This is a genomic window from Streptomyces sp. NPDC005151 (assembly GCF_053599875.1).
In genome coordinates, this window is record NZ_JBSFYR010000040.1 from 19,944 (window position 1) to 42,792 (window position 22,849).

Annotated in this window: 22 protein-coding genes and 4 pseudogenes; 16 read left to right on the plus strand and 10 right to left on the minus strand. The window is 68.6% G+C overall.

Annotated elements, in window-relative coordinates:
• Nucleotides 1–31: 31 nt before the first annotated feature.
• On the minus strand, nucleotides 32–997 hold the full coding sequence (locus ACWD6R_RS21755; RefSeq protein ID WP_451820197.1) for an NADP-dependent oxidoreductase: 966 nt from the start codon (nucleotides 995–997) through the stop codon (nucleotides 32–34).
• A gap of 421 nt (nucleotides 998–1,418) precedes the next feature.
• Nucleotides 1,419–3,098 (minus strand): MOSC domain-containing protein, encoded by a 1,680-nt coding sequence (locus tag ACWD6R_RS21760; RefSeq protein WP_451820198.1) that lies wholly within the window; start codon nucleotides 3,096–3,098, stop codon nucleotides 1,419–1,421.
• A gap of 535 nt (nucleotides 3,099–3,633) precedes the next feature.
• Here ACWD6R_RS21760 and ACWD6R_RS21765 point away from each other — a divergent pair.
• Nucleotides 3,634–4,281, plus strand: a complete 648-nt coding sequence (locus ACWD6R_RS21765; RefSeq protein WP_451820199.1) for an HD domain-containing protein — start codon at nucleotides 3,634–3,636, stop codon at nucleotides 4,279–4,281.
• 43 nt (nucleotides 4,282–4,324) lie between these two features.
• Here ACWD6R_RS21765 and ACWD6R_RS21770 read toward each other — a convergent pair whose 3' ends face one another.
• Both ACWD6R_RS21770 and ACWD6R_RS21775 read right to left on the minus strand, forming a co-directional pair.
• Nucleotides 4,325–4,591, minus strand: a complete 267-nt coding sequence (locus ACWD6R_RS21770) for a hypothetical protein (RefSeq protein WP_451820200.1) — start codon at nucleotides 4,589–4,591, stop codon at nucleotides 4,325–4,327.
• Nucleotides 4,592–4,626: 35 nt separating this feature from the next.
• Nucleotides 4,627–5,091: a MarR family winged helix-turn-helix transcriptional regulator gene (locus ACWD6R_RS21775; protein ID WP_451820201.1), complete on the minus strand. Its 465-nt coding sequence runs from the start codon at nucleotides 5,089–5,091 to the stop codon at nucleotides 4,627–4,629.
• 70 nt (nucleotides 5,092–5,161) lie between these two features.
• Here ACWD6R_RS21775 and ACWD6R_RS21780 point away from each other — a divergent pair, with 70 nt between their 5' ends.
• On the plus strand, nucleotides 5,162–5,569 hold the full coding sequence (locus tag ACWD6R_RS21780) for a glyoxalase/bleomycin resistance/extradiol dioxygenase family protein (RefSeq protein WP_451820202.1): 408 nt from the start codon (nucleotides 5,162–5,164) through the stop codon (nucleotides 5,567–5,569).
• 10 nt (nucleotides 5,570–5,579) lie between these two features.
• Here ACWD6R_RS21780 and ACWD6R_RS21785 read toward each other — a convergent pair.
• A pseudogene (locus ACWD6R_RS21785) lies at nucleotides 5,580–5,753 on the minus strand (zinc-dependent alcohol dehydrogenase); the annotation flags it as partial.
• 177 nt (nucleotides 5,754–5,930) lie between these two features.
• A complete protein-coding gene (locus tag ACWD6R_RS21790; protein ID WP_451820203.1) occupies nucleotides 5,931–6,482 on the minus strand; it encodes a GH25 family lysozyme in 552 nt (183 codons plus the stop codon).
• Nucleotides 6,483–6,532: 50 nt separating this feature from the next.
• Here ACWD6R_RS21790 and ACWD6R_RS21795 point away from each other — a divergent pair, with 50 nt between their 5' ends.
• Both ACWD6R_RS21795 and ACWD6R_RS21800 read left to right on the plus strand, forming a co-directional pair.
• On the plus strand, nucleotides 6,533–7,333 hold the full coding sequence (locus ACWD6R_RS21795) for an NADPH-dependent F420 reductase (protein ID WP_451820204.1): 801 nt from the start codon (nucleotides 6,533–6,535) through the stop codon (nucleotides 7,331–7,333).
• Between the two features lie 82 nt (nucleotides 7,334–7,415).
• Nucleotides 7,416–8,372, plus strand: a complete 957-nt coding sequence (locus ACWD6R_RS21800) for a LysR family transcriptional regulator (protein ID WP_451820205.1) — start codon at nucleotides 7,416–7,418, stop codon at nucleotides 8,370–8,372.
• Here ACWD6R_RS21800 and ACWD6R_RS21805 read toward each other — a convergent pair whose 3' ends face one another.
• A complete protein-coding gene (locus ACWD6R_RS21805) occupies nucleotides 8,373–9,722 on the minus strand; it encodes a radical SAM protein (RefSeq protein WP_451820206.1) in 1,350 nt (449 codons plus the stop codon).
• A gap of 116 nt (nucleotides 9,723–9,838) precedes the next feature.
• Here ACWD6R_RS21805 and ACWD6R_RS21810 point away from each other — a divergent pair.
• Nucleotides 9,839–10,323: pseudogene (locus ACWD6R_RS21810) on the plus strand (SRPBCC family protein).
• Between the two features lie 15 nt (nucleotides 10,324–10,338).
• Here the strand turns inward: ACWD6R_RS21810 and ACWD6R_RS21815 are convergent.
• Nucleotides 10,339–11,130, minus strand: a complete 792-nt coding sequence (locus ACWD6R_RS21815; protein WP_451820236.1) for a pentapeptide repeat-containing protein — start codon at nucleotides 11,128–11,130, stop codon at nucleotides 10,339–10,341.
• A 99-nt stretch (nucleotides 11,131–11,229) separates the two neighbouring features.
• On the opposite strand from ACWD6R_RS21815, the gene ACWD6R_RS21820 reads away from it, so the two are divergent.
• From ACWD6R_RS21820 to ACWD6R_RS21855, 8 genes and pseudogenes are all read left to right on the plus strand, one after another.
• Nucleotides 11,230–11,379 (plus strand): FAD-linked oxidase C-terminal domain-containing protein, encoded by a 150-nt coding sequence (locus tag ACWD6R_RS21820; RefSeq protein ID WP_451820207.1) that lies wholly within the window; start codon nucleotides 11,230–11,232, stop codon nucleotides 11,377–11,379.
• 98 nt (nucleotides 11,380–11,477) lie between these two features.
• Nucleotides 11,478–11,939: a hypothetical protein gene (locus tag ACWD6R_RS21825; protein WP_451820208.1), complete on the plus strand. Its 462-nt coding sequence runs from the start codon at nucleotides 11,478–11,480 to the stop codon at nucleotides 11,937–11,939.
• A gap of 391 nt (nucleotides 11,940–12,330) precedes the next feature.
• Entirely contained in the window at nucleotides 12,331–12,816 is a 486-nt protein-coding gene (locus ACWD6R_RS21830; RefSeq protein WP_451820209.1) for a MarR family winged helix-turn-helix transcriptional regulator, read from the plus strand.
• A gap of 91 nt (nucleotides 12,817–12,907) precedes the next feature.
• A complete protein-coding gene (locus tag ACWD6R_RS21835; RefSeq protein ID WP_451820210.1) occupies nucleotides 12,908–14,434 on the plus strand; it encodes an MFS transporter in 1,527 nt (508 codons plus the stop codon).
• Nucleotides 14,435–14,468: 34 nt separating this feature from the next.
• On the plus strand, nucleotides 14,469–14,981 hold the full coding sequence (locus ACWD6R_RS21840) for a pyridoxamine 5'-phosphate oxidase family protein (protein ID WP_451820211.1): 513 nt from the start codon (nucleotides 14,469–14,471) through the stop codon (nucleotides 14,979–14,981).
• A gap of 64 nt (nucleotides 14,982–15,045) precedes the next feature.
• On the plus strand, nucleotides 15,046–15,273 hold the full coding sequence (locus ACWD6R_RS21845; RefSeq protein WP_451820212.1) for a hypothetical protein: 228 nt from the start codon (nucleotides 15,046–15,048) through the stop codon (nucleotides 15,271–15,273).
• A gap of 233 nt (nucleotides 15,274–15,506) precedes the next feature.
• Nucleotides 15,507–15,611: pseudogene (locus tag ACWD6R_RS21850) on the plus strand (L-rhamnose isomerase); the annotation flags it as partial.
• A gap of 65 nt (nucleotides 15,612–15,676) precedes the next feature.
• Nucleotides 15,677–16,706: pseudogene (locus ACWD6R_RS21855) on the plus strand (rhamnulokinase); the annotation flags it as partial.
• A 119-nt stretch (nucleotides 16,707–16,825) separates the two neighbouring features.
• On the opposite strand, the gene ACWD6R_RS21860 reads toward ACWD6R_RS21855, so the two are convergent.
• Nucleotides 16,826–17,899: an enoyl-CoA hydratase/isomerase family protein gene (locus ACWD6R_RS21860; protein WP_451820213.1), complete on the minus strand. Its 1,074-nt coding sequence runs from the start codon at nucleotides 17,897–17,899 to the stop codon at nucleotides 16,826–16,828.
• 258 nt (nucleotides 17,900–18,157) lie between these two features.
• Between ACWD6R_RS21860 and ACWD6R_RS21865 the strand changes: the two genes are divergently transcribed.
• Nucleotides 18,158–20,362: a SpoIIE family protein phosphatase gene (locus ACWD6R_RS21865; RefSeq protein WP_451820214.1), complete on the plus strand. Its 2,205-nt coding sequence runs from the start codon at nucleotides 18,158–18,160 to the stop codon at nucleotides 20,360–20,362.
• Between the two features lie 106 nt (nucleotides 20,363–20,468).
• On the opposite strand, the gene ACWD6R_RS21870 is transcribed toward ACWD6R_RS21865, so the two are convergent.
• On the minus strand, nucleotides 20,469–21,095 hold the full coding sequence (locus tag ACWD6R_RS21870; protein WP_451820215.1) for an LAETG motif-containing sortase-dependent surface protein: 627 nt from the start codon (nucleotides 21,093–21,095) through the stop codon (nucleotides 20,469–20,471).
• Nucleotides 21,096–21,664: 569 nt separating this feature from the next.
• Between ACWD6R_RS21870 and ACWD6R_RS21875 the strand changes: the two genes are divergently transcribed.
• Together ACWD6R_RS21875 and ACWD6R_RS21880 are read left to right on the plus strand one after the other, a co-directional pair.
• Nucleotides 21,665–22,153 (plus strand): N-acetyltransferase family protein, encoded by a 489-nt coding sequence (locus tag ACWD6R_RS21875; protein WP_451820237.1) that lies wholly within the window; start codon nucleotides 21,665–21,667, stop codon nucleotides 22,151–22,153.
• A gap of 119 nt (nucleotides 22,154–22,272) precedes the next feature.
• Nucleotides 22,273–22,632, plus strand: coding sequence for a hypothetical protein (locus tag ACWD6R_RS21880; RefSeq protein WP_451820216.1), 360 nt, complete (start codon nucleotides 22,273–22,275; stop codon nucleotides 22,630–22,632).
• The last annotated feature ends 217 nt before the right edge of the window (nucleotides 22,633–22,849 follow it).

The following is a 22,849-nucleotide window of genomic DNA, read 5'->3' on the forward strand; positions in this document are numbered from 1 at the left end:
CATGCGGCAGACGGCAGTTCGACGACAGAACCTAGGTGCTCCGGTTGCCGTCCACATGGAGGACGACCTTGCCGCGCGGGTGCTCGGTCACAAGGACCTCGTAGGCCGCGCGGGTCTCGGTGAGTGGCACCACGCGGTCCACCACCGGCGTCAACCGGCCCTCGTCGATCAGTTGTGCGATGGCCACCAGACCGGCCCGGTCGGGTTCGACGATGAAGAACAGGGCGCGAACTTCGTGGGCGGCGGCCTTCTCAGGGTCCGGGGGCTGCACGATGCTGATGAGGGTTCCGCCGGGCCGCAGCGTCGCCCAGGAGCGGTCCTGCGTCTCTCCGCCTACCAGGTCGAGCACCACGTCGACGTCCCGCACCAGGCCCTCGAACCGTTCGGCCCGGTAGTCGATGACCCGCTGCGCGCCGAGCCCGGTGACGAAGTCCATGTCACGCGCGGAAGCGGTGGCCGTCACACGCCCGCCCAGCGCCGTAGCGATCTGCACGGCGAAGGTGCCCACACCGCCGGCGCCGCCGTGAACCAGGACGCGCTGTCCCGGTTGCAGCTCGGCATGGCCGACCAACGCCTGCCATGCGGTGAGGGCCGCGAGCGGTACAGCCGCCGTGCGGTCGTGGTCCAACTGGGACGGCTTCGCGGCGAGCATGCTCGCGGGAACGGCAACGTACTCGGCTGCCGCACCGTCGCGGGTGAACGGGATCAGCCCGTAGACCTCGTCGCCGACAGCGAGACCGGTCACCCCGGCACCGACTTCGGCCACAACGCCGGAGACCTCGTGCGAGGGAATGGTCGGCGTTCGGTCGCGCCCCGTCCCGTCAAGGCTGTCGGTCCAGCTGGCGTCCCATTCGAGTTCGCCGGCGGTGATGGAGGCGGCGTACACCGCGACGAGCACTTCGCCGGTGGTCGGTTCGGGGCATGGGGCCGACTCGTAGACGAATTGTTCCGGGCCGCCCCGTCGGTGGGCCCGGACGGCGTGCATCGTACTGGTCATGAGGAGATCACTCCCATGATCGGACCGACCTCAGTCGGTAACATCGGCCCGATCACTCCTTGGACGGCAGATCGCTCCTCATCGGGCCGGCACCGGACGCCCCTTCGCCGACGCCGTCCCGCACGACCAGGAGGAGGAAGACCGCGCCTGACGCATTCTTGAACGCCCGGCGCCGGTCATCGCCTGCGACCACTGCCCCAGCTACGCCCGGGCCTTGCCCGACTCGCCCACGAGGTGCCGCCGCTGAGACAGTCCCCGAGCGTGTCCGCACACCGATATTGCGCCGCGGACTGCTCAGGGAGGACCCGCTCACCCGGTCGATACCTGCCGGGGTGCGGGGCGACGTGCCTAACGCCCTGATCGATGCCGACGGGGCAGGTGGCCCGCAACGATGAAGCAACCGCGGCGGCAGGAGAGGGAGTCACAGATCGAGGATGAGATCCGCGGGTGGTTGTGAGCAGCAGATGAGCGCGTTGCCCTCGGCCGGCAGGTCGATGGGGGCAGGAGAATAGTCGACACCGCCGGAGACGACTGCCGTCTCGCAGGTGTGACAGACACCGGTGCGGCACGACCACCGCACTGGGACGTCGCATGCCTCGGCGAGTTCCAGGAGTGTGCCGTAGCCGGGGTCCCAGGGGACGGTCAGGCTGCTGCGGGCGAAAGTGACGGAGGGGCCAGTACCCGGTCCGGGCGGATGGGCGGGCGGATGGGGAGCCGGCGCATCGGTCGGAACCACTCCGGGCGTCATCGCGGTCACGGATCCAAAGGTCTCTGTGTGGATCCGCCCAGGGGCCAGGCCGCAGTCCACCAGTGCTTGTGTCATGTCGTCCATGAACGCCACCGGACCGCAGATGTAGGCGTTGGCGTCCTCCGGGATTCCAAGGTCCTCGAGAAGCTGGGCGGTGAGCCGACCGGTGGAGGTGTAGTCGTCGCCGAGACGGTCGTCGTCGCGTGGGCGGCTGTACGAGACATACCGTCGGCCGGACGGCAGGCGTGACAGCAGGGTACGCACCTCGTCGGCGAAAGGATGCTCGGCGCCGTCCCGAGCTCCGTGCACCCACCACACCGCGCGGGGATCACGATTGTCGGCCAGCGCATGGAGCATGGCGAGCACCGGGGTGGTCCCGACGCCGGCGGAGACCAGCACGATGGCTGCCTCGTTGTTGTCGAGGGTGAACGTGCCTCGCGGGGCAGCTACATCAAGGACGTCGTCGACCAAGACGTGTTGATGCAAATAGCTGCTGCCCACGCCATGGGGTTCTTGCTTGACGCTGATCCGGTAGTGAGCGTCCCCCGGGCGCCCGGACAGGGAGTAGCTGCGAATAACCGGCGCGCCCTGCGGGTCGGGACGCATCCTGACGGTGACGAACTGGCCTGGCAGCGCTGGTGGAAGCGGACTGCCGTCGGTGGCAGCGAGAGTGAGGGAAAAGATACTCCTGCTCTCGGGGGCGATGTGCGTGACCACCAGGGGACGGAAACCCGGCCAGGCCGGCGGCTGGCTGCTCGCGGCAGCAGTCAGGCCCGTATTGCCTCCCGTATTGCCTGTTGACCAGCCCTTCGAGTCGTAGTCGTCCATGAGCGACTGCATGGACGTCTTCCAGCCGGGGCTGAGCGCGGGAATGCGGAGCGCCCGCTCCACCTGGGAGCGCGAACGCCCGGGTCTGTAGAGGACGGCGTCGATCTCCGCGACGGTCATGGCTTCCGGCCCCGTGGAGACTTTGACGATCTCGTCTCCGGCCTGGACGACCCCCTCGGCCAGCACCTTCAGATAGAAGCCGGGGCGTCCATGGGCGACCAGCAGGGCGGGCATCTGCGGTTCGTCCATGCGAAGACCTACGCGATAGCACGTCACCCGGGGCTGCGTGACTTCGAACAACGCATCGCCGATGCGGTACTGGTCGCCGATGCACACCTCGTCGTCGGGCAGGCCGTCCACGGTGAAGTTCTCACCGAACTGACCATGAGTGAAATCGTTGCGGTGCAGGTGCTCCTGCCAGTACCGATAGGAGTCCACCTGGTACACCAGCACTGCCCGGTACGGCCCGCCGTGACCGGTGAGGTCGCCCTGGCCGTCTCCGTCGATGTTCAGCTTCCTGACCATCCGCGGGCCCGTGACTGGATGCTTCCATACACCCGTATGCGTTTCTCGGCCCTTCCAGGGAACATCCCGGGGCATCCCGACATTCACCGCGACGAGCGTGGCCATCGGTGCGTCTCCCTGGTCGAACGGACCGCCCCCATCGCTGCCACGCTAATACGCGAACTGTCGATGGCACGTGCAGGACACGTGACGCAGTGCCCTGCACGGATCTCCTTTTCAGCACAGGTCCGTGCTGCTCATGGGCGGGCCAGGGATGGGGGGTGACACTGGGGGAGGAACAGCAGCCGTCCGAGTGGTCTCACCTGAGAGCGCTCTCAGTGTGTGCCGCAACGGACTGCAGCCCAGAGTCCCAATCAGGTCCATGCCAAGAGATGAACCCGTGCCCGCCGGACGCGGCACCCGGATCGCGGCATCAGGGGTCTCCCCCAGGTCCTCGGCGTGCTCTCGGCACGCTGCCCGGGTTGTCGCTCCACCGGCGAACACGGAAGGTGGAGCCAATGGCTGTCCACTTACAAGAAAGTGCAGGTGAATTACGGTGACCACCGCACCGTCCTCCGCAGCCGGTATCCGTTCGCCGGACACCGGAATCGCGCGGGAAGCGGACCAGCTGGTCCGGGACACCACGAGCGAGCTCGTCTACTACCACTCACGGCGCGTCTTCTGGTTTGGCGCCCTGCAGGGACGCCGTCGCGATCTGAGCTTCGACCCCGAACTCCTCTACATCGGCGCTCTCTTCCACGACCTCGGGCTCGGCGAACGCTTCCACGGGAGCGGCCGGCGGTTCGAGGTGGACAGCGCGGACGAGGCCCGGCGATTCCTCCAGTCGCACCATGTGCCGGAAGACAGCATCCGGCGCGTGTGGACCGCCATTGCGCTGCACACGACGCCTGGCATCCCGCAGTTCATGGAGCCGGAAGTAGCCCTGGTGACGGCCGGGGTCGAATACGACGTGCTCGGTATCGGCTACGAGGACATCTCGGAGGCCGACCGGGCGGAGATTGTCGCCCTGCATCCGCGGCCGGACTTCAAGCGGCGCATTCTCGCTGCGTTCACCGACGGGATCCAGCCAAAGCCGGAGACGACCTTCGGCAATGTGAAGGCCGATGTGCTGCAGCACTATGTGCCCGGTTTCGAGCGCAGGGACTTCGTCCGTACGATCCTCGACTCCCCGTGGCCGGAGTGAGCGGGCGCAACCGATCCGCACCGGACGGCGCCGCGGTGGCGGTTCAGCCGGCTTGGCCGATCGCACCGCGGAGCATGGCCACGGTCGTGGCCGCCGCCCGACGCTCCGTGTCGTCCTCTGTCGTACGCACACGCTCCTCCAGGAGGACAACGGCCGCCTGGATGACCCCGATGCGCACCGGAACGCTCCGCATTCCTGCCAGTACCGCGGCCGCCTGCTCCGCCGGGGTCACGCTCGCAGCCTGCGGGATGAGGGTGGTGATGCCGCGCCCGAGCGCACGGTCGCGGGGCGGTTGAGCTGCTGTGGTCACCGTAGAAGTCTGCCGCACCGGAACCCTGGATTCGGTCAGCGACTTGGCCGTTGTCCGTCCTCTTCATGGTTGATGTGTACGTAGACGCGCCTCAACAGGTCTTCCAGTTGCGTGCGTTCGTCTTCGGTCAGCGGCGCCAGAAGCTCTTCCTGCACGTTTCGGGTGTCCGACTGAATCTCTGCAAGCACGGATCGGCCCGCCGGTGTCGGTGTGACAGTGACGCGGCGCCGGTCGCCGGCGTCGCGGGCGCGGTCCACCAGGCCTGCGACCGCAAGGTCGTCGACGACCTTCACGATGTCACTGCGGTCGATCGCAAGTCTGGACGCCAACTCCCTTTGCACATGCGGACCGAAGTCGACGAGCGCGGCAAGTACGGCCATGTGCCACAGCCGCAGGTCACGCTCGGCCAGCCGCTCCGCGACCCGGTTCCTTGCCGTCCTGCCCGTCTTGGACAGCAGGTAGGACGTGAGTCCCAGAAGGCTGGGCGGTGTCTCGTTCATCGCCCATATCGTAGGGCCGCGCCCAATAATGGGTCCACACCTATCAATTGCACCCTGGGAGGGCCTTCCGATGGACGCGCTGCACCCCCGCCTGCTGGTCGGCAGGTTCACCGAATGCTTCCTCTTCTACGACGCGGTGCTGCCCGGGTTGATCGGGGCCGTCCGGGCGAGCGGCAGCGCGTCCGGACCGTACGCCCACTGGGACGTCGACGGCGAGGGTGTGCTGGCGCTCTTCGACCGCGGGGCCATGGCGGCGGTGGCCGGGACCGCAGGTCTGCCCGCCACGACACCGCCGGCGCAGGACAGCTCGATGTTCGTCTGCCGGGTCACCGATGTCGACACCGGACTGACGCTGTGCCTGGAACACGGCGCCTCACTGGTCACTGGTTCCTGCGACCGTCCGGACTGGGGGCCGAAAATTCGCACTGCCCATGTGCGCGATCCCGAAGGGCATCTGATCGAGCTTCAGTCGTATTGATCGGATGTCACACGAACGGCGGGCTCGGCTTGACCGGCCAGTCGCCCTGCGCGGCATGAATGTCGGTGCGGCACAGCCCGGAGGTCTCCATCCGCACCAGAACCTGGTGCCCGGCCGGGGTCGGTACCGGCCGCTCCTCGACGACGAGGGGTTCGGCGAAGCTGCGGACAACAGCGGCTTTTATGGACACTCCTCCGCTTTCGGACTGGCGCGTCGGGCCGAGGTCACCACGCCGGATACGGACCATGCGCCTCATGCAGTGACAGAAGCCTCGGAACAGAGTATTTCGAATATCCGGTATGCGCTTGTCCGGCGATCGCAACCCGTCATGGGCGCGGCCCGCCGTTGAGGCAGGCAGCGGTCATGGTCGCGCCCAGGTGCGCATGGCGCTGCGTGAGGCGAAGGCGGCCACGTCCTTGTCGAGCGGGTGGTCGGCGTACTGATGGATGCGCCAGGTCGCCTTGATACGGGGATGGCCGGCGGTCATGTAGTCGGCGATCCACAGACCGTCACCGGCATACGACGTGGTGTCGTAGTTCAGCCAGAAGTGCCGGTTGCAGTAGAGCAGAACCCGGTGGTGCGGCCTCAGGCGCTTGACCTCGCGGATGAAGCGGTCCTTCTCGGCATCGCTCGCCCGCGTTCCGTCACCGGTCACTTCCCAGTCCACGGCAAGCAGATCGCCCGCCTTCTCCGGGGCCTTGCTCACGAAGTACTCTGCCTGCGCGGTGAGGTTTCCCGACCACAGGAAGTGATAGAAGCCGACCACGCATTCTGCGTCCCTGGCGCGCTTGACCTGTGCGGACAGGTACGGGTTGACGTACGAACGGTCCTCGGTGGCCTTGATGAAAACGAAGTCGAGTCCGTCCGTGTCGAAGGACGACTGATACGAGCTGACATCGACGCCATGCAGCATGGGCACCGCCTTCAAGTGGGCTCTGTGGTTCCGTTTTTCTCTTTCTGTACGTGCCCGCAGCCGCCGGTTCCCATCCGTCCCTCCCCAGGGGGAACGTTCTTCCGGCCCCCCGGAATAGGTCGCTGTATCGACGAGTTGGTGAAGCGACAAGACGGCATTGCACTTCGCAGGCACCATCGGAGGTCGGATCCATGAAGATCGGCATCATCGGAGCGGGCAACATCGGCGGCAACCTGACCCGGCGTCTCACCGCGCTCGGCCACGAGGTGTCCGTCGCCAATTCCCGTGGCCCGCAGACGCTCACGGCGCTCGCCGAGGAGACCGGAGCCACCCCGGTCACCGTGGCGGAGGCGGCACAAGGGGCGCGCGTCGTCGTCGTCACCATCCCGGTCAAGGCCGTACCCGGCCTGCCCGCAGGGTTCCTCGACGGGGCGGCGGAGGGTGTGGTCGTCATCGACACCGGCAACTACTACCCGCAGCAGCGCGACGGCCGTATCGCCGCCATCGAGGACGGCCTGCCGGAGAGCAGGTGGACCGAGGAGCAGATCGGTCACCCGGTGATCAAGGCGTTCAACGGGACGTACGCGGAGGACATCCTCTCCAAGCCGCTCCCGAAGGGCAGCCCCGGCCGTCAGGCCCTGCCGGTCGCAGGCGACGACGCGGCCGCCAAGCAGACCGTGCGCGACCTCATCGACGAGCTGGGCTTCGACACGGTGGACGCGGGCGGTCTGGACGAATCGTGGCGCCAGCAGCCGGGGACGCCCGTCTACGGCAACCAGGGCGATGCCGAGACCATCGCGAAGGCGCTGGCCGAGGCGTCCCCGGAGCGTACGGCGCAGTGGCGCGCCTGACGGATCGGCGCGCCGCTCCGTCCATCGGCGACGGGGCGGGTTCACGTCGGATTTCCGCCCGGACCCGCCCCTCGTCGGTCCTGTGGCTCGCGCTCAGTTGTCGAAGGCCGTGCTGCGGCTGACCTTCTCCCAGGCCACTGTCTCGGCGCGGGCGGTGTCGAGAGCGGCGAAAACCGCGTCAGTCGCGTCGTCGCCGAGCGGCAGCCGCAGCGGCGTCCTCCAACCGGCCCTGTCCTCCGCGCTGAAGAGCCTGGAATCGGAACTCGGTGTACGGCTCTTCGACCGGCACGCGGGTGGCGTGGCCGCCACCGCCGCCGGACTCGATGTGATCACCGAGGCCCGTCTCACCCTGCGTCAGTCCGAGCGGGTGACAACCGCCGCCGAACGGCACCGGCGCGGAGAGACGGGCGTCCTACGGGTGGGGTTCGAGGCGAGCGGCGCGGGCAAGCTGACCACCCGGGCCAGGGCGGAGTTCGCGCGGCGTCACCCGGGCGTACGGGTGGCGCCGAAGCGGTACGACTGGGGCCAGGAGGCCGCTGCGCTGCGCGACGGGCTTGCCGATGTCGCCTTTGTCTGGCTGCCCAATGACCTGACGGGGCTGCATGCCGAGGTCGTGCACTCCGAGCCACGGGCCGTCGGTCTGCCGCCCGGGCATCCGCTCGCCGGCCGCTCCGGTGTCTCCCTACTCGATGTCGCCGACGAGCCGCTGATGTGGACGGAGCGGGCACCTCGCGAGTGGGTGGACTGGTGGGCGGTCAACCCCAGGCCGGACGGGTCGAGCCCGCGCTGGGGCCCGACCAACGACAATGTCGAGGAGATGCTGGAGCAGGTCGCGGAGGGGTCAGCGATCTGCTTCGCACCCGTCAGCATGGCGCAGTACTACGCCCGGCCGGATCTCTCGTGGGTCCCGCTGACGGATGCGGAGCCGCTGCGGACCGTGCTCGCCTGGGTGGACGGCGCGGACAACGCCCTGGTGCGGGGCTTCGCCGAGGTCGTACGTGAACTCGCGGCCGACGCACGGGCGTTGTCCGACGAGTGACTACCGCGCGTCGTACGGTGCGGCCGGGAGGCTGTCCATGAACGAGCTGACGGAGAACACGGCGCGACCGGGTCCGGGCGGGCCGTAACCGGGCGGCGAGCTGAGCCCGTACTCCTCCATCGTCGAGCGGTACGCGTCCAGCAGCCGGATGTGGTACTCCAGTGGCGCGCCGTCCGGGTTGGTCTTTCCCAGCGGCGTGGTGGGCTCCGGGCACCATGTCGTGAAGCGCGGGGTGATGCCGTGCGACATGAAGAACCGCAGGCCCTCGGTGGTCGAGTCGATGGCCTCGTCGACGGTCGTGAAGCCGAACGGCTCGGCCATCTCCACGCCCGCCACGAAGTTGGGAATGACGTTGCGGGCGCCGAAGACCTCGGCGGAGTCCAGGATCCGGCGGTGCCACTCGTCGCGGCCCACGTAGCGCTCCTTGCCGGGGCAGTACAGCTCGAACAGCCGGCGGTCCCACACTTCGTAGTTGGGGTGGTAGATCTGGACGCCGTAGTCGTGGAAGCGCTGGACATCGGCTTTCGGCAGTGCCTGCGCGACGACCTTGCCGATCCAGCGGCCGGGGAAGGCGTCCTCGATCGCCTTGGCGTACTGCCCGTAGAAGTCGGCTTCGTCGCGCCCCCCGATGTGGGAGGTGATGGCGCCGCCGGTCAGGGTGTAGGCGGTGGAGGTCTTCGCAGTGTCGTAGCGGTCGATGATGGCGAGTGCTTCCAGCACCTCCTCGACCGGCTTGACCCCGGTGTAGGGGCGTCCCGCCGCCTTGTGCTGGCGCCAGTTGTGGTTGATGTCGCAGTACTGGCACTCCTCCTTCGCGCCGAAGTACTGGCAGACGCGGAAGACCGTCAGATAGACGAGGTAACCCCACTGGATGGTGGGCGCGACCTCCATCACCGACTTGCCGTTGGCGAGCGTGTGCCGGTAGTAGTCCGGCATCGGCGGCAGACCCACGTCCGAGATCCGCCTGCCGTCCAGGTACAGCCCCAGGACGCCGTCCTCGTCGGCCGCGACGCGGTAGGGCGACGTCGGGTTCACCCGTACCGAAACAACCGTGCGGCGCAGCTCGTACGGGCCTCCGGTGAGCACGATCTCCTCCGGCGGGCGTCGCAGTGCGGCCGCTCCCAGCTCCGGCAGGGTGCCGTGGTCGAAGGAGAAGATGAAGTACGACTTCGGCTTGACGTCGCCGTCCTCGTTGTCACTGAGCGCGGACTCGTCGAACGCCACGCCGCCGCGGAGCAGGTCCTCCTTGATGACGGCTTCCCGCGGCACGTGCGGGAACCGTTCCATGAGCCGCTCGATCAGGTGGGTGCGGCTGGGGTCGTTGCGGCCGGTGTCGGTACGGCTGGGCATGTACGGGGCTCCTCGGTCCGGTTGTCGAATGTTCTTCCGGGTACGCCACACTGTGCAACGAACCACGGACGTGATCCGTTCGCGACGCCCGTCCGCATCCCTTCGCGTCGCCGTCCGTGGAGTCGGACAGCGTCGTGATCGCCGCTGCTCCCTCTACGGTGTACGCGCAGCTCAGCGACCCTCCAGCGATGGACGTCGGAGCCCGGAGAACCGTGGCGCCATCGTGCTCGGGGAGCGTCGGGAGGCGTACGTCGGCATGGTCTTCGAGGGCCGTAACAAGCGCGGAGCGATGCGCTGGACGACGCGGTGCACGGTGACCGCGGCGGATCCCGGTGAGCGGTTCGCCTTCCGGGTCCATGCGATCGGTGCACGGCGCCCGCGGCTGCCCGGGTCCATCGCCACCTGGGAGTACCGGTTCGAGGCGGTGGACGGGGGCACCAGGGTCATCGAGATCTGGACCGACGGCCGCCGGGCCTGGCCGGATGTGCTGGCCAACGCCTTCGACCGGGCAGCCACCCGGGGGCAGACCTTCGCCGACTTCCAGCGCGGCAACATCCGTACCACTCTGCGGCGGTTGAAGGAGGTTGTTGAAGCGATCTGACTGTTCGGCCTGCGGTCACGTGCCCCAGTGGGTGGGGCGGTTGAGCGACGGCGGGAGCTTCGTGGCGGCACTGCCCCACGCCGCGTTCAGCTGCGCCTGCGTCAGGAACAGACTCCCGGTGAGGTCGGCGCCGGACAGCTCGGCATCCCGGAAGTCGGCTCCGATCACATCGGCCCGGTGCAGGTCGGCGCCGGTGAGGTCGGCCGCGATGAGGTACGCACCGCGCAGGTCGGCCCCTTGCAGGTCGACGCCCTTGAGCCGGGCGCCGACGAGGTCGGCGCCGCGATGGTTGCGCTTCTTCTTGCGGGGGACGGTGGCGCGTACGAGTTCGCCGACGCGGAGCAGCAGCGCGGCCACGTCGTCCCGGTGACGGGCGACGTCCACGTCCGCGAACGCGTCGGGGGCGACATGGGTACGTTCGGTCTTGTCGATGGTGCGTCGTATCTCGCTGTGGAGGGGGCGGGCCGGCAGCAGCGTCAGTGCTTCGGTGAGGTACCAGAGCAGTTCGTGCGGCTGCCGCATGACCGGGAACACCTGGAACATCTGCTGCGCGGTCTGCGGGGCCCGCCGCCAGTCCCGTCCGCCGAAGGTCTCCTGGGAGACCTTCTGGCCGGCACCGAAGCAGTCGTACACCGTGCAGCCGGGGAACCCCTGGGTCCGCAGCTCGGTGTGAATGCCGCAACGGAAGTCGTCCTGCAGGTTGTGGCACGGCTTCCCGGCGTCCTTGTTGACCGCGAAGTCCGCCGACCGGGTCAGGGTCAACGCGACGCAGCACAGTCCGAAGCAGTTCGCGCAGTCGGCGCGCAGGGCGGCACGCTCCGTACCGTTGACGCGCTGCTCGGTGCGGTGGGTGCGGTCGGTCCGGGAGCCCTGGGCGTTGTCGGACACAGTGCGTTGGATCCTCTGGTGTACGGATTGCGTGGACGGTGCGGCATGAACAAGGAGCTGGGGCCCGCGGTGCTCGGCATGCATCGCGCGGTGAAGGCGGCGCTGGATCCGCACGGGATCCTGAATCCCGGAAAGGTTCTCGGCGCCGGGCCGGGCGTTCCGACGTAGCTCCTGGGTGTCGTCGCCGGTCGGACGGGTGGTCCGGGGCCCTTGTCAGTGGGGCGAAGCACACTGACAGGAGTGCGGGACGGGTAAAGGGGACGCGGATGGGCAGCGAGCACGACACCGGTTTCGAACCGGCCACCGGGGACGGCCCTTTGGCTCCGGAGCCGGCGGAGAAGCGTGCCGCGTCGGTGCGGACGGCGTGGGAGGGGCTGCTGCAGATCCGGCGGCTGACGAACACCGGGCGGGCGGCCCCGGAGGGCGTACCGGCTCAATGGGAGCTCCATCGGACGGTGCGGGCGGTCGCGCTGGCGCTGGAGGCGGCCGGTGTGCCCGCATCGGCCGTTGATGCGTCCGGGCAGCGGGTCGCGCCCGGGTACCGTGTGCAGGAGGGCGGGACGCCCGGCACTGTACGGGTGGAGTGGCTCGGTCCGCCCGGCAGCGGGGCTGCGCACGAGGAGGAGACGGAGCTGACCCGGTGTGCGGCCGCGCTGGGGCAGCTGGGCTGGACGGCGCTGCTGTACCGCGGGCCGCGACGCCGACGGTTCCTGGAGGTCGAGTCCTGAAATGTCACCCGTTCAAGACCTGAACGCGCCGTGGTGCAGAACCCCGCAACACAAGGTCTGTACGAGCTCCTTGACGCCCTCTCACGCCATCACTTAGATCAAGAAGTGAATTAAGAAGCGGTGTCGAGCTTTCTCCCGGGCGTCGGTCCAACGTGCAATCTGTCATGCACATGATCTACCTATGAAGAGTGATGTGATGACTGTGCGACCCCCCAGGCGGCGCCGGATGACGCCGCACGTCGTGGCTCCGCTCTGCTTGGCGCCCCATGGCGGCATCGCCGGCGGTTGTTCGGGTACCGGTTTTCCTTCGCCGGCCGCCACCCGGGCGATGCCACATAGGCCGACTTCCGGATAATCCGCCACGGACCCAATCGCGGTTACCCTGATAGACATGACTGCCATGGCACCCACCCGCACCGAACCGGACCTCTCCTTCCTGCTGGACCACACCAGTCATGTCCTGCGGACTCAGATGTCGGCAGCGCTCGCCGAGATCGGACTCACGGCGCGCATGCACTGCGTCCTTGTCCACGCGCTGGAGGAGGAGCGGACCCAGATCCAGCTCGCCGAGATCGGCGACATGGACAAGACCACGATGGTCGTGACAGTCGACGCCCTGGAGAAGGCCGGCCTCGCCGAGCGCCGCCCCTCCAGCAAGGACCGCCGGGCCCGGATCATCGCCGCGACCGAGAAGGGCGCCAAGGTCGCCGAGCAGAGCCAGCAGATCGTCGACGGTGTGCACGAGCGGGCGCTCACCGCCCTCCCCCAGGGCGAGCGCGACGTGCTGCTGCGCGCACTGAAACACCTGGTCGACGGACACCTGGCCACTCCGTCCGAGAGTCCGCAGACGGTCCGGCGGGCACGCCAGCGCGGGTAACGGGCCAGAGAGATAGGCCCGAAAGAAATAGTCCGCAACAAAACCATCTGCTAACGTCTCTCCTGTCACCTCATTTGACAGGAGAGACCGCATGTCCGCTCCTTCTGCTTCTTCCGCTTCTTCCGCTTCTTCCGCTTCTTCCGCACCTGCTGAGCCTCCGGCGCCGTCCGCGGCCCCCGCTCCCACGGCCCGCTCCCGTCGGCCGGCACTCGGGGTGATCGCCACCGGGATGCTGATGATCGTCCTCGACGGCTCCATCGTGACCGTGGCCATGCCGACCATCCAGAACGACCTGGGGTTCACGCCTGCCGGGTTGAGCTGGGTCGTCAACGCCTACCTGATCGCATTCGGCAGCCTGCTGCTTCTCGCAGGCAGGCTCGGCGATCTGCTCGGCCGCAAGCGCATGTTCCTTGCGGGCACCGCGGTGTTCACCGCCGCGTCGCTGCTGGCGGGCGTGGCCACCACGCCCGCGATGCTGATCGCCTCCCGGTTCCTGCAGGGCGTCGGCAGCGCGATGGCGTCCGCCGTCGGCCTGGGCATCCTCGTGACGCTCTTCACCGACCCCCGCGAACGTGGCCGCGCGATAGCCGTGTTCAGCTTCACCGGTGCGGCCGGGGCGTCGATCGGACAGGTGCTCGGCGGTATCCTCACCGATGCGCTCAGCTGGCACTGGATCTTCTTCATCAATCTGCCGATCGGGCTTGCGGCGCTCGTGGTCGCCGTGCCCGTCCTGCCCGCCGACCGCGGTCTCGGCCTCCGGGCCGGAGCGGACGTCACCGGCGCGCTCCTGGTCACCGCAGGGCTGATGGTGGGCATCTACACAGTCGTCAAGGTCGAGGAGTACGGCTGGACCTCGGCGCACACGCTCGGGCTGGGCGCCCTCGCCGTCGTCCTGCTCGGCGCGTTCGCCGCCCGCCAGGCCACTGCCGGAACCCCGCTCATGCCGCTGCACATCCTGCGATCGCGTACGGTCGCGGGGGCCAATCTGGTCCAACTGCTCATGGTCGCCGCGCTGTTCTCGTTCCAGATCCTGGTCGCCCTGTACCTGCAGAAAGTTCTCGGTTACGGCTCCGCGCGGACCGGACTCGCGATGCTTCCGGCAGCCGTGGCGATCGGAGCCGTGTCCCTGGGGGTCTCGGCCCGCCTCAATGCGCGCTTCGGTGAACGCCGGGTCCTGCTGACCGGGCTCGTCATGCTGGTCGGGGTCCTCGGACTGCTCGCCCGCGTGCCCGTACACGCGCACTACCTCACCGATCTGCTCCCGGTGATGCTGCTCGGGGCCGGTTTCGGCCTCGCCCTCCCGGCGCTGACCACGCTCGGCATGTCCGATGCGAAGGCCGATGACGCCGGGCTCGCGTCCGGGCTGTTCAACACCACCCAGCAGATCGGTATGGCGGTGGGCGTCGCCCTGCTGTCCACGCTGGCGGCCTCCCGCACCGAGGGACTGCTCACGGACGGAGAGAACCGGGCCAGGGCACTGACGGGCGGCTACCACCTGGCCTTCACCGTAGGCGCGGGCTTCCTCGTCGCCGCGTTCGCCGTCGCGTTCACGGTGCTGCGCCCGGAGCGGCCGAACCATCTCCCCGCGTCGCCACAGAGCAGCACTCGAAACCTCTGAACGTCCCACCGTTACTCCCGCGAAAGGCACCCCTATGAGCGCGAACACGGAACAGACGAGCAAAAAGGACGAACAGCAGCCGGGTACCGGGCCCGCGCCCCGCACACTCACCGATGACGAGCTGTCACGGCTCCTGAGCAACCAGCAGTTCGGAGTGCTCTCCTTCGTCGGACGCAGTGGCCACCCCCATCTGTCCACGGTGCTGTACCGATGGAACCTCGACGAGCGCGTCGTACGGATCTCCGCCACCGCCGATCGCCTCAAGGTGCGCCGGCTGCGAAACGCTCCGCAGGCCGCGCTGCATGTCCAGGGGCCGGACATCTTCTCGTTCGCCGTCGCCGAGGGCGATGCGGAGATCTCGGAGGTGACGGCGGTTCCCGGTGACGCGACCGGTCGTGAACTGCTTTCCATGACGCCCGGGTTCGAGGATCCCGCGGAGGAGACTGCGTTCCTCGAACAGATCGTGGCGGACCGGCGCGTGGTGATCCGGATCCGCGTGTCGCGTCTCTACGGAACGGCCCTGGACATCCCCGTCACGGATTCCTGAACGGCGTTGTCAGACCCATGAGAGATGCTTGATGGTCCGACACCTCTGACCAGGAGATGCTGAGATGCGCAATGACGAACTCGCCGCGGCGCAGGCGTACGTCCGGCTGCTGGAGGCCACTCGGGCCGCCCTCGCGGACCCGGACGAGGCGCCGTTGTACCTGCCCCTGCTCGCCTCGCCGATGGCGGAGGCCGACGGTGCACTGCAACGTGCAGGGCTCTGCGGCAATGAGGCCCGGTTCTTCGACCTCGTGCGGACCCTGCAGCCGAGCATGTCCGGCAGCGGTCGCTGAGCAGCACGGAACATTGCATACCGCGCAGTGTGGCGGCCCAGGCTGCGATGCCCGCAGCGGCGGCCGGTTCGTTCCCGAGGGGAAGGAACGGGCGGCCGCCTCGGTCGGTGCCCGCGGGCAAGCCGGGGCAGCGCGGCGGAATGCCGGTGACACGGCGGTGCCACCGCCCCTACGGTGGCTGCCATGAGGACGGCGGTCCGCCGATGATTCGAAGCAGCAGGAGCGCCCGGCGTATCGAGGCGAAGATTCCCGCCGTCATCCGGTCGGTGGCCAACGTCCAGGAAGCAACGTCCAAGGCCCTGCTCATCGACCGGGACACGCCCAGTGCCGCCCGCAGGCGGGCCACTTCACCGACGCCGGGCCCGTCCTGGACTTCCTGTCCCGCTCCGAACACCCTCGGCTCGCCGCGCGGACGCTGCTGCTGATGCCCGATCTGCTGGTGCACTGGCTGACCGGCTCGGTGGGCGCGGAGATCACCAATGCCTCCACCACCGGTCTGTTCGACGCGCGGACCGGCACCTGGTCCGATGCGCTGATCGGCAGGCTGGGGCTGCCGCGTTCGCTGTTCCCGGCGTTGCGTGCACCGGGCGATCCGTCGGGGACTCTGCTGCCGCAAGTTGCTGAGTTCACCGGACTGCCCGCCGGTACGGCGGTCACAACGGTCGCCTCCCACGACACAGCGTCGGCGGTCGCCGCGGTTCCGGCCACGGAGCCCGGATTCGCCTACGTCTCGTGCGGCACCTGGTCATTGGCGGGACTGGAGCTCGATGCACCGGTGCTGACCGAGGAGTCACGGGCGGCGAACTTCACCAATGAACGCGGGGTCGACGGCACCGTCCGCCATCTCCGCAACATCATGGGAATGCGGCTGCTGGAGGAGTGCCGTCGCGCCTGGGGCCATGCCGGTGCGTCCCCGACGCTGGCCGAACTGCTGACCGCCGCGGCCGACGCGCGTCCGTTCGCCGCTGATCGACCCGGACGACGAGACGCTCCTGGAACCGGGGGACATGCCCTCGCGGATCGACGCATTTCTCGTACGCACCGGGCAGGCGCCGCCGGACGGTCCTGGCGGCTGTGCGCGCTGTGTCCTGGAGAGTCTGGCACTGGCCCATCGCCGTACGCTGCGGCGCGCCGCAGAGCTGGCGGGCCGCGAACCGACCCGGATCCATCTGGTCGGCGGCGGCTCCCGCAATGAGCTGCTGTGCCAATGGGCCGCGGATGCGACCGGGCTGCCCGTCACCGCCGGTCCCGCCGAGGCGACCGCGCTGGGCAACATCCTGATACAGGCGCGCGCCTATGGCCTGGTGGGCGACCTTGCGGAGATGCGGCGGCTGGTGGCGCGTACCCAGGAGTTGCGTCACTACAGGCCGCGGGGCGACCGCCGGGCGTGGGACCGGGCGGCCGCCCGAGCGGAGTTCCGTTCCGCAGGGTGAGCGGGCCCCACGAGCTCCGAAGCGAAGTGAGCGGGCAGCGGCCCGGGGGCGCTGCCAGCTCGGCCGCTTGTGTCGGGGCGCCGCCGGGTCCGTGAATCGCGCCCGGGTCGCCGCGGGCCTCAGCCGGCGGCCGAGGCGTCGCGGGCGAGTCCGAGTTCGCGGCCGCCCAAGGGGGTGAAGAACGCTGCCACGTCAGCCGTCGTGACCTGGTCCAGCCGGGCCGGGCACCACTGCGGGTTGCGGTCCTTGTCGATGATCTGGGCGCGCACACCTTCCACCAGATCGGGCCGGGTGAAGGCGGTGCAGGAGACGCGGAACTCCTGGTCGAGCACCTCCTCCAAGCTGTTGAGGAGCCGGGCGCTGCGCACCGAGGCAAGGGTCGCCTTGAGTGCGGTGGGCGACTTGGCCAGAATCGTCTCGGCGGTCTCCTTCGCGGCGGGTACGCCGCAGTTCTGGAGCCGGTCGACGATCTCCTCGACCGAGTCCGCCGCATAGCAGGCGTCGATCCAGTCGCGATGCGCGGCCAGTTCGGCAACGGGCGCCTCGGTGACGTACTGCTGCACCGCCTCCGTGACGTCGGCGGGCGTGGCGGCCCCGGCCAGCTCCCGGGTCAGTTCCGCGAGGTGCCGCGACGGTACGAAATGGTCCGCGAGCCCGCACAGCAGGGCGTCGGCCGCTCCGACGGCGTCCCCGGTGAGCGCCAGGTGGGTGCCGAGTTCACCTGGTGCGGAGGCGAGGAGATGGGTCCCGCCCACGTCGGGTACGAAGCCGATACCGGTCTCCGGCATGGCGACGCGGGAGCGTTCCGTGACGACACGGACACTTCCGTGGGCCGAGATGCCCACCCCGCCGCCCATCACGATGCCGTCCATGAGCGCAACGTACGGCTTGGGGAAGCGGGCGATACGGGCATTGAGCCGGTACTCGTCACGCCAGAAGTCCAGCGATGCGGAGCCGCCCGCGCGGGCGTCCTCATATACGGCGCGGATGTCGCCGCCTGCGCAGAGGCCACGCTCCCCTGCCCCGCTGATCAGCACCGCGGTCACCGAGTCGTCGTGTTCTGCCCCGGTGAGGGCTTCGTCGACACGGAGCACCATGGTGTGGGTCAGCGCATTCAGGGCGCGTGGGCGGTTGAGCGTGATGTGCCGGGTGCGGCCCTCGGCGTGCAGCAGGACGGGGTCTTCGTTGTTCATCAGTGCGCTCCGGTCAGCCCCTGGGTTGTACCGCCCGCCGGTCACGGACGATCTTCCGTTGCTCATTCTGCGGTGGCGGTCCGCAGGTCGGGGCAGCAGGGGTACCGAGGACCCGCAGGGACGCGTTCGGCGGGCCGGTGGGAGCTCCGGGTCCGCTGTGGCAGTACTCGGGGACGGGTTCGACAATTGAGACACACACAAGACGCACATACAGGCCGTACTGTCCGCCAATCCCGCCGGACGATCTCCGGAGCAGGAATGACCGACCACGACCGGGAGCCAGACTCCGACGATACGCCCCGCCTTCAGATCGACCGGCCATACAGTGGCGAGACCGGGACGGAGGAGCGGCTTGCCCTGAATCGCACGGGCAGCTTCGAGTGGGACCTGGATGCGCGGTCACTGGACATCGACGCGGCAGGTCTGCTCGTGTTCGGACTGGACCCGGAGGAGTTCACCCCTGACCCGGGAATTCTGGTTTCGCGGCTCGACCCGGCGGAACGGGCCCGGCTGGAACTTGCGATCGACGAGGCCATCACGGGTGGCCACAGTTCGTACAGCGTCTATTTCCAGGTTCCGCGTGAGAACGGCACCCACCAGTGGACACATGTCCAGGCGCGGATTCTGCGGAGGGACGACGGGCGGGCGCACCGGGTCATCGGGGTCGTGCGGGATGCGACGGCGGAGGTCACCCATTCGGCCTTCGTGCTGGACCTGGAGAAACGCCGCCAACGGCAGACCAGCATCGTTGAACGCACAACAAGTGCGATGTCGCGTGCGGTGAGCGTGAACGACGTGACCGCCACGCTCACCGGTCCCGGCAGTCTGGCCATGCTCGGCGCGGACGGGCTCGCCCTCGGTCTGGTGGAGAACACCTCCATGAATGTCATCGCGGTGAGCGGGGTCGCGCCGGAGAGCATCATCGAGATCGGGTCCGGGCACCTCGATCCGCGGTTCCCGCTGGCCGATACGGTCCTCAGCGGTCGGCCCCGTTTCGTGACCTCGATCGCCGGCCTCCTGCGGCGGTATCCGGCCCTGGAGCCGTACGCGGACCAACTGAAGTTCCGCGCCGCCACCTATCTTCCACTGGTCGCGCAGGCGCGATCACTGGGCGGTCTCGCGCTCTTCTACTGCGAGCGGACGGCCTTCAACGCCGACGAACGCAACCTGTGTCTGGGGCTCGCGGCGATCGTGGCCCAGTCACTGCAGCGGGCGACCCTCTTCGACGAGGAGCGGGAGTTCGCCACCGGGCTGCAGTCAGCGATGCTTCCCCGGCAGATCCAGGAGATCGAGGGCGGCGAGATCGCCGTGCGCTACCACGCGGCACGCAGCGGGCGGCAGGTCGGCGGCGACTGGTACGACGTGATCGCCCTGCCCAAGAACCGCTTCGGCATCGTCGTGGGCGACGTGGAAGGACATGACACCCATGCGGCCGCCATCATGGGCCAGCTGCGCATCGCCCTGCGCGCGTACGCGGGCGAGGGACACCCGCCGGCGACGGTGCTGGCCCGGGCCTCGCGCTTTCTCGCCGAACTGGACACGGACCGCTTCGCCACCTGCACATACGCCCAGGTCGACCTCCCCTCGGGTACCGTACGCGTGGTCCGCGCCGGGCACTTCGGCCCGCTGATCCGGCACATGGACGGCCGGGTCGGCTCTCCGCAGATACGGGGCGGTCTGCCCCTGGGGCTCTCCACCGACTTCGAGAACGATGAGTACCCGGAGACGCGTCTCGACCTGGTGCCCGGCGAGACCCTTGTCCTGTACACCGATGGGCTGGTGGAGAAACCGGGCGCCGATATCGAATCGGGTGTCCGTGCGCTGATCCACGAGGTGAGCACGGGGCCCGCGAGTGCGCAGGCACTGGCCGACCATTTGTCCGACCGGCTCTGGGAGCGCTGGGGCGCGGGGGACGATGTGGCGCTGCTGATCCTCCGGCGCAGTCCGGACCCGGGGTCGCGGCGGGCGCCGCGCTTGCACCAGTACATCCACCAGGCGGATCCCGAGGGTCTCTCCGATGCCCGCTCCATCGTGCGTCAGGCACTGCAGGACTGGAGCATGGCCGATCTCGCGGACGATGCCGAACTGGTCACCGGTGAGCTGCTGGTGAATGTGCTTCTGCACACCGAGGGCGGGGCAGTGCTCACGTTGGAGGTCCTGCCTGAGCCTGTCCGCCGGGTGCGGCTTTCGGTGCAGGACCGCTCCAGTGCCTGGCCGAGGCGCCGGACTCCCGGCGAGACAGCGACATCGGGACGCGGTCTGCTGCTCCTCGACGCCGTCGCCGTCCGCTGGGGCGTCGAGCCCCTCGGCGAGGGGAAGGCCGTGTGGTGCGAGATCGGACCTGCCACACCGCCCGCCTCCGGGCCCCCGGTCGCTGCCGCGGCGACTACCACGGAGGCCCATGAGTCCGCAGAGCCGGCGGAGACCCCGAATCCGTCCGAGCCCACGGAGGAACGACGTTGAGGAAGCAGTGAGGGGCGCGCCGTCACGCACTGCATGATGCGGCACGCCCCTCGTCCGGCGGTCCCTGCGCGGTCCTACGCCCGAACCAGCGGACTGCTGAGCTACGTCAGCCCTGCGCGGTGCGACGCTTACGCACGGACCACATGATGCCGCCACCGGCCAGCAGCACGGCGACAGCCGCACCACCGATGATGGGCGTGGCGGACGACGAACCCGTCTCGGCCAGGTCGGGCGAGCTGGGGCTCGGCGAGGCCGCGGCAGGCGCGGTCTCGGGGGAGCTCTGGCTCGGCGTGGCGCTCGGCGCGAGCGCCTCCGTCGTGGGCTCCTCGGCGGGCTTCGACTCGGACGCCGTCGGCGTGGGCGTCGGGGTGTTGTCCTCACACACCGGTGCCTGCTTGGTGTCGTCCTGCGAGAACCGGTCGCCGTCGCCGGCCTTCACCACCAGGTGGACTGTCAGTTCCTTGTCGTGCTTCGGCAGTTCGAGCGTCTTGTGGAACTCCTTGCCGAATGTCTCGGTGGGCAGGAGGTCCTTGCCGTCAACAGTGACGGTCACCGTGTTGGCGACGTCGCTGTTGTAGGCGGTCAGGTCAAGCGTCACTTCACTACAGGTCACGGCCCAGGTGGGGGTGTGAGCTGCGGCCGGGCCGGCGGAAAGGACCGCGCCGGTCAGGCCGACAACCGCAGCGGCCGCGAATGTCCCCGCGGCACGCAACGATCTCCTGGGTATGGTCATGAATTGTTCCTCCACATGTTTCATCGCCTGAATAGCGGTGAGGCGCAAAGTACTGCCCAGCTCACAGGTTCGCGCAGCCGCCCCATGAACCACGTGGGTTCACAACTGTCACCACATCTACCCGGGTTGGTTTATGACGGAGACTTCGTTCAACGTGCGGCCCTGTGGACGGTGGCATGACGTAAGCGTCCGCTGTCGGACCGTATCGAACGGCCGTCAGTCAGAGTGGGCGGTACCTGATGTGCAGGCCGACGAAGCCTTTCGATCGAGATCCTCGACCATGAACTTGAGCCGTCCCCCGAAGCAGTAGCGAGGGATTCCATGCCGCCGGGAGTCTCGGTACATCCAGCGCTCAAACGCGCCCAGGTACTCCGGCGCTCCAACGATACCCACGTACCGAGAGGTCACGGGCGCCTTGAGCTCACCCCCCACCGTCTACGGACCCTCTCTGCGCGCACCCCAGCGCCTTCACCCGAGCCTCCGCCCGATGGGGTCACCCGGAGAATCCGACGATGTTCCGGGCCGGAAAAGTGCTGGAGGTCGTGTTCCCGTTCGGGCATCCTGACCGCATGTTGATCAGGGAAGCCAACCCCGAGGACTGGGCCGCCATCTGGCCCTTCTTCCACACCATCGTCGCCGCAGGTGAGACCTTCACCTATCCGACGGATCTCGGCCAGGACCAAGGCCGTGACTGGTGGATCCTGCCATCCCCCAACCGGACCGTCGTCGCGGTGGACGACTCGGGTACGGTCCTGGGCACGGCAAAGATGAACCGCAACCACATGGGCAACGGATCGCACATCGCGAGCGCCAGCTACATGGTCGACCCGGCGCACTCCAGGCAGGGCGTGGGGCGCGCGCTATGCGAATACACGATGCAGTGGGCGCGTGCTGCGGGCTACCGGGCGATGCAGTTCAACGCGGTTGTGGAGACCAACGTCCATGCGGTGAACCTGTACCGTGCACTCGGCTTTGAGGTACTGGGCACACTACCGGAGGGCTTCCGCCACCCGAAGAAGGGCTACGTCGGGCTGCACATCATGCACCGCACTCTGTGAGAAGCGCCGGGGACTGGCCCGGTGTCTCACGATTCCGGGGCGCTGCTGCCTTCAGCCGAACTTTGAAAGGAGTCCGGCATGCCCTGAGCCAACTAATGTTCCCCTTCGACCCCCTGCTGGTGACAACTGCGTTCCTGCCCGGCTGCTGCAATGGGCTGGAGGACTGGCGTGACTGGAGTGAGGTCGTCGACGGCAGCGGCCAGGCCTCCTTCGGCCACGACCCCGACGCGTTCGCCGAGCGCCTCGGCGACACCGTCCGGTTGACCGTCGACGCGGAGCAAAGCGACAGCCAGGTGATCGAGCTGTCCGTCACCGAGCTGCGTCATCTGCTCGACGGTGCCGAGCAGGATCTGACCAACTTCCTTGCGCTGGCGCCCGACTGGGTGTCTCAGCATCTGCCCGACCACGCCGGCCCCGTCACTGCCGCCCTTGCGCGAGTCCGCGCCCTGCGCGCGTCGACCGTACCGTCAAAGCCGTAGGGCCACGTCCCTCCTCCGTTGATCAACCGGTCGGCAGGTGGTCCCCGCGCTGTCGTCGTGTACGACGCGGCGAGCATGTGCGCGTGTACCCGGGGCACTTCGACGAGGATGCCGACAGCTGAAGCAGGTTGTTCGCGGCGTTCCTTGCCTTCAGACAGCCACGTGCACGGCGAGCGGTCCTGGGACGCCCCGAGGGCTCGATGGAACGATCCTGCGC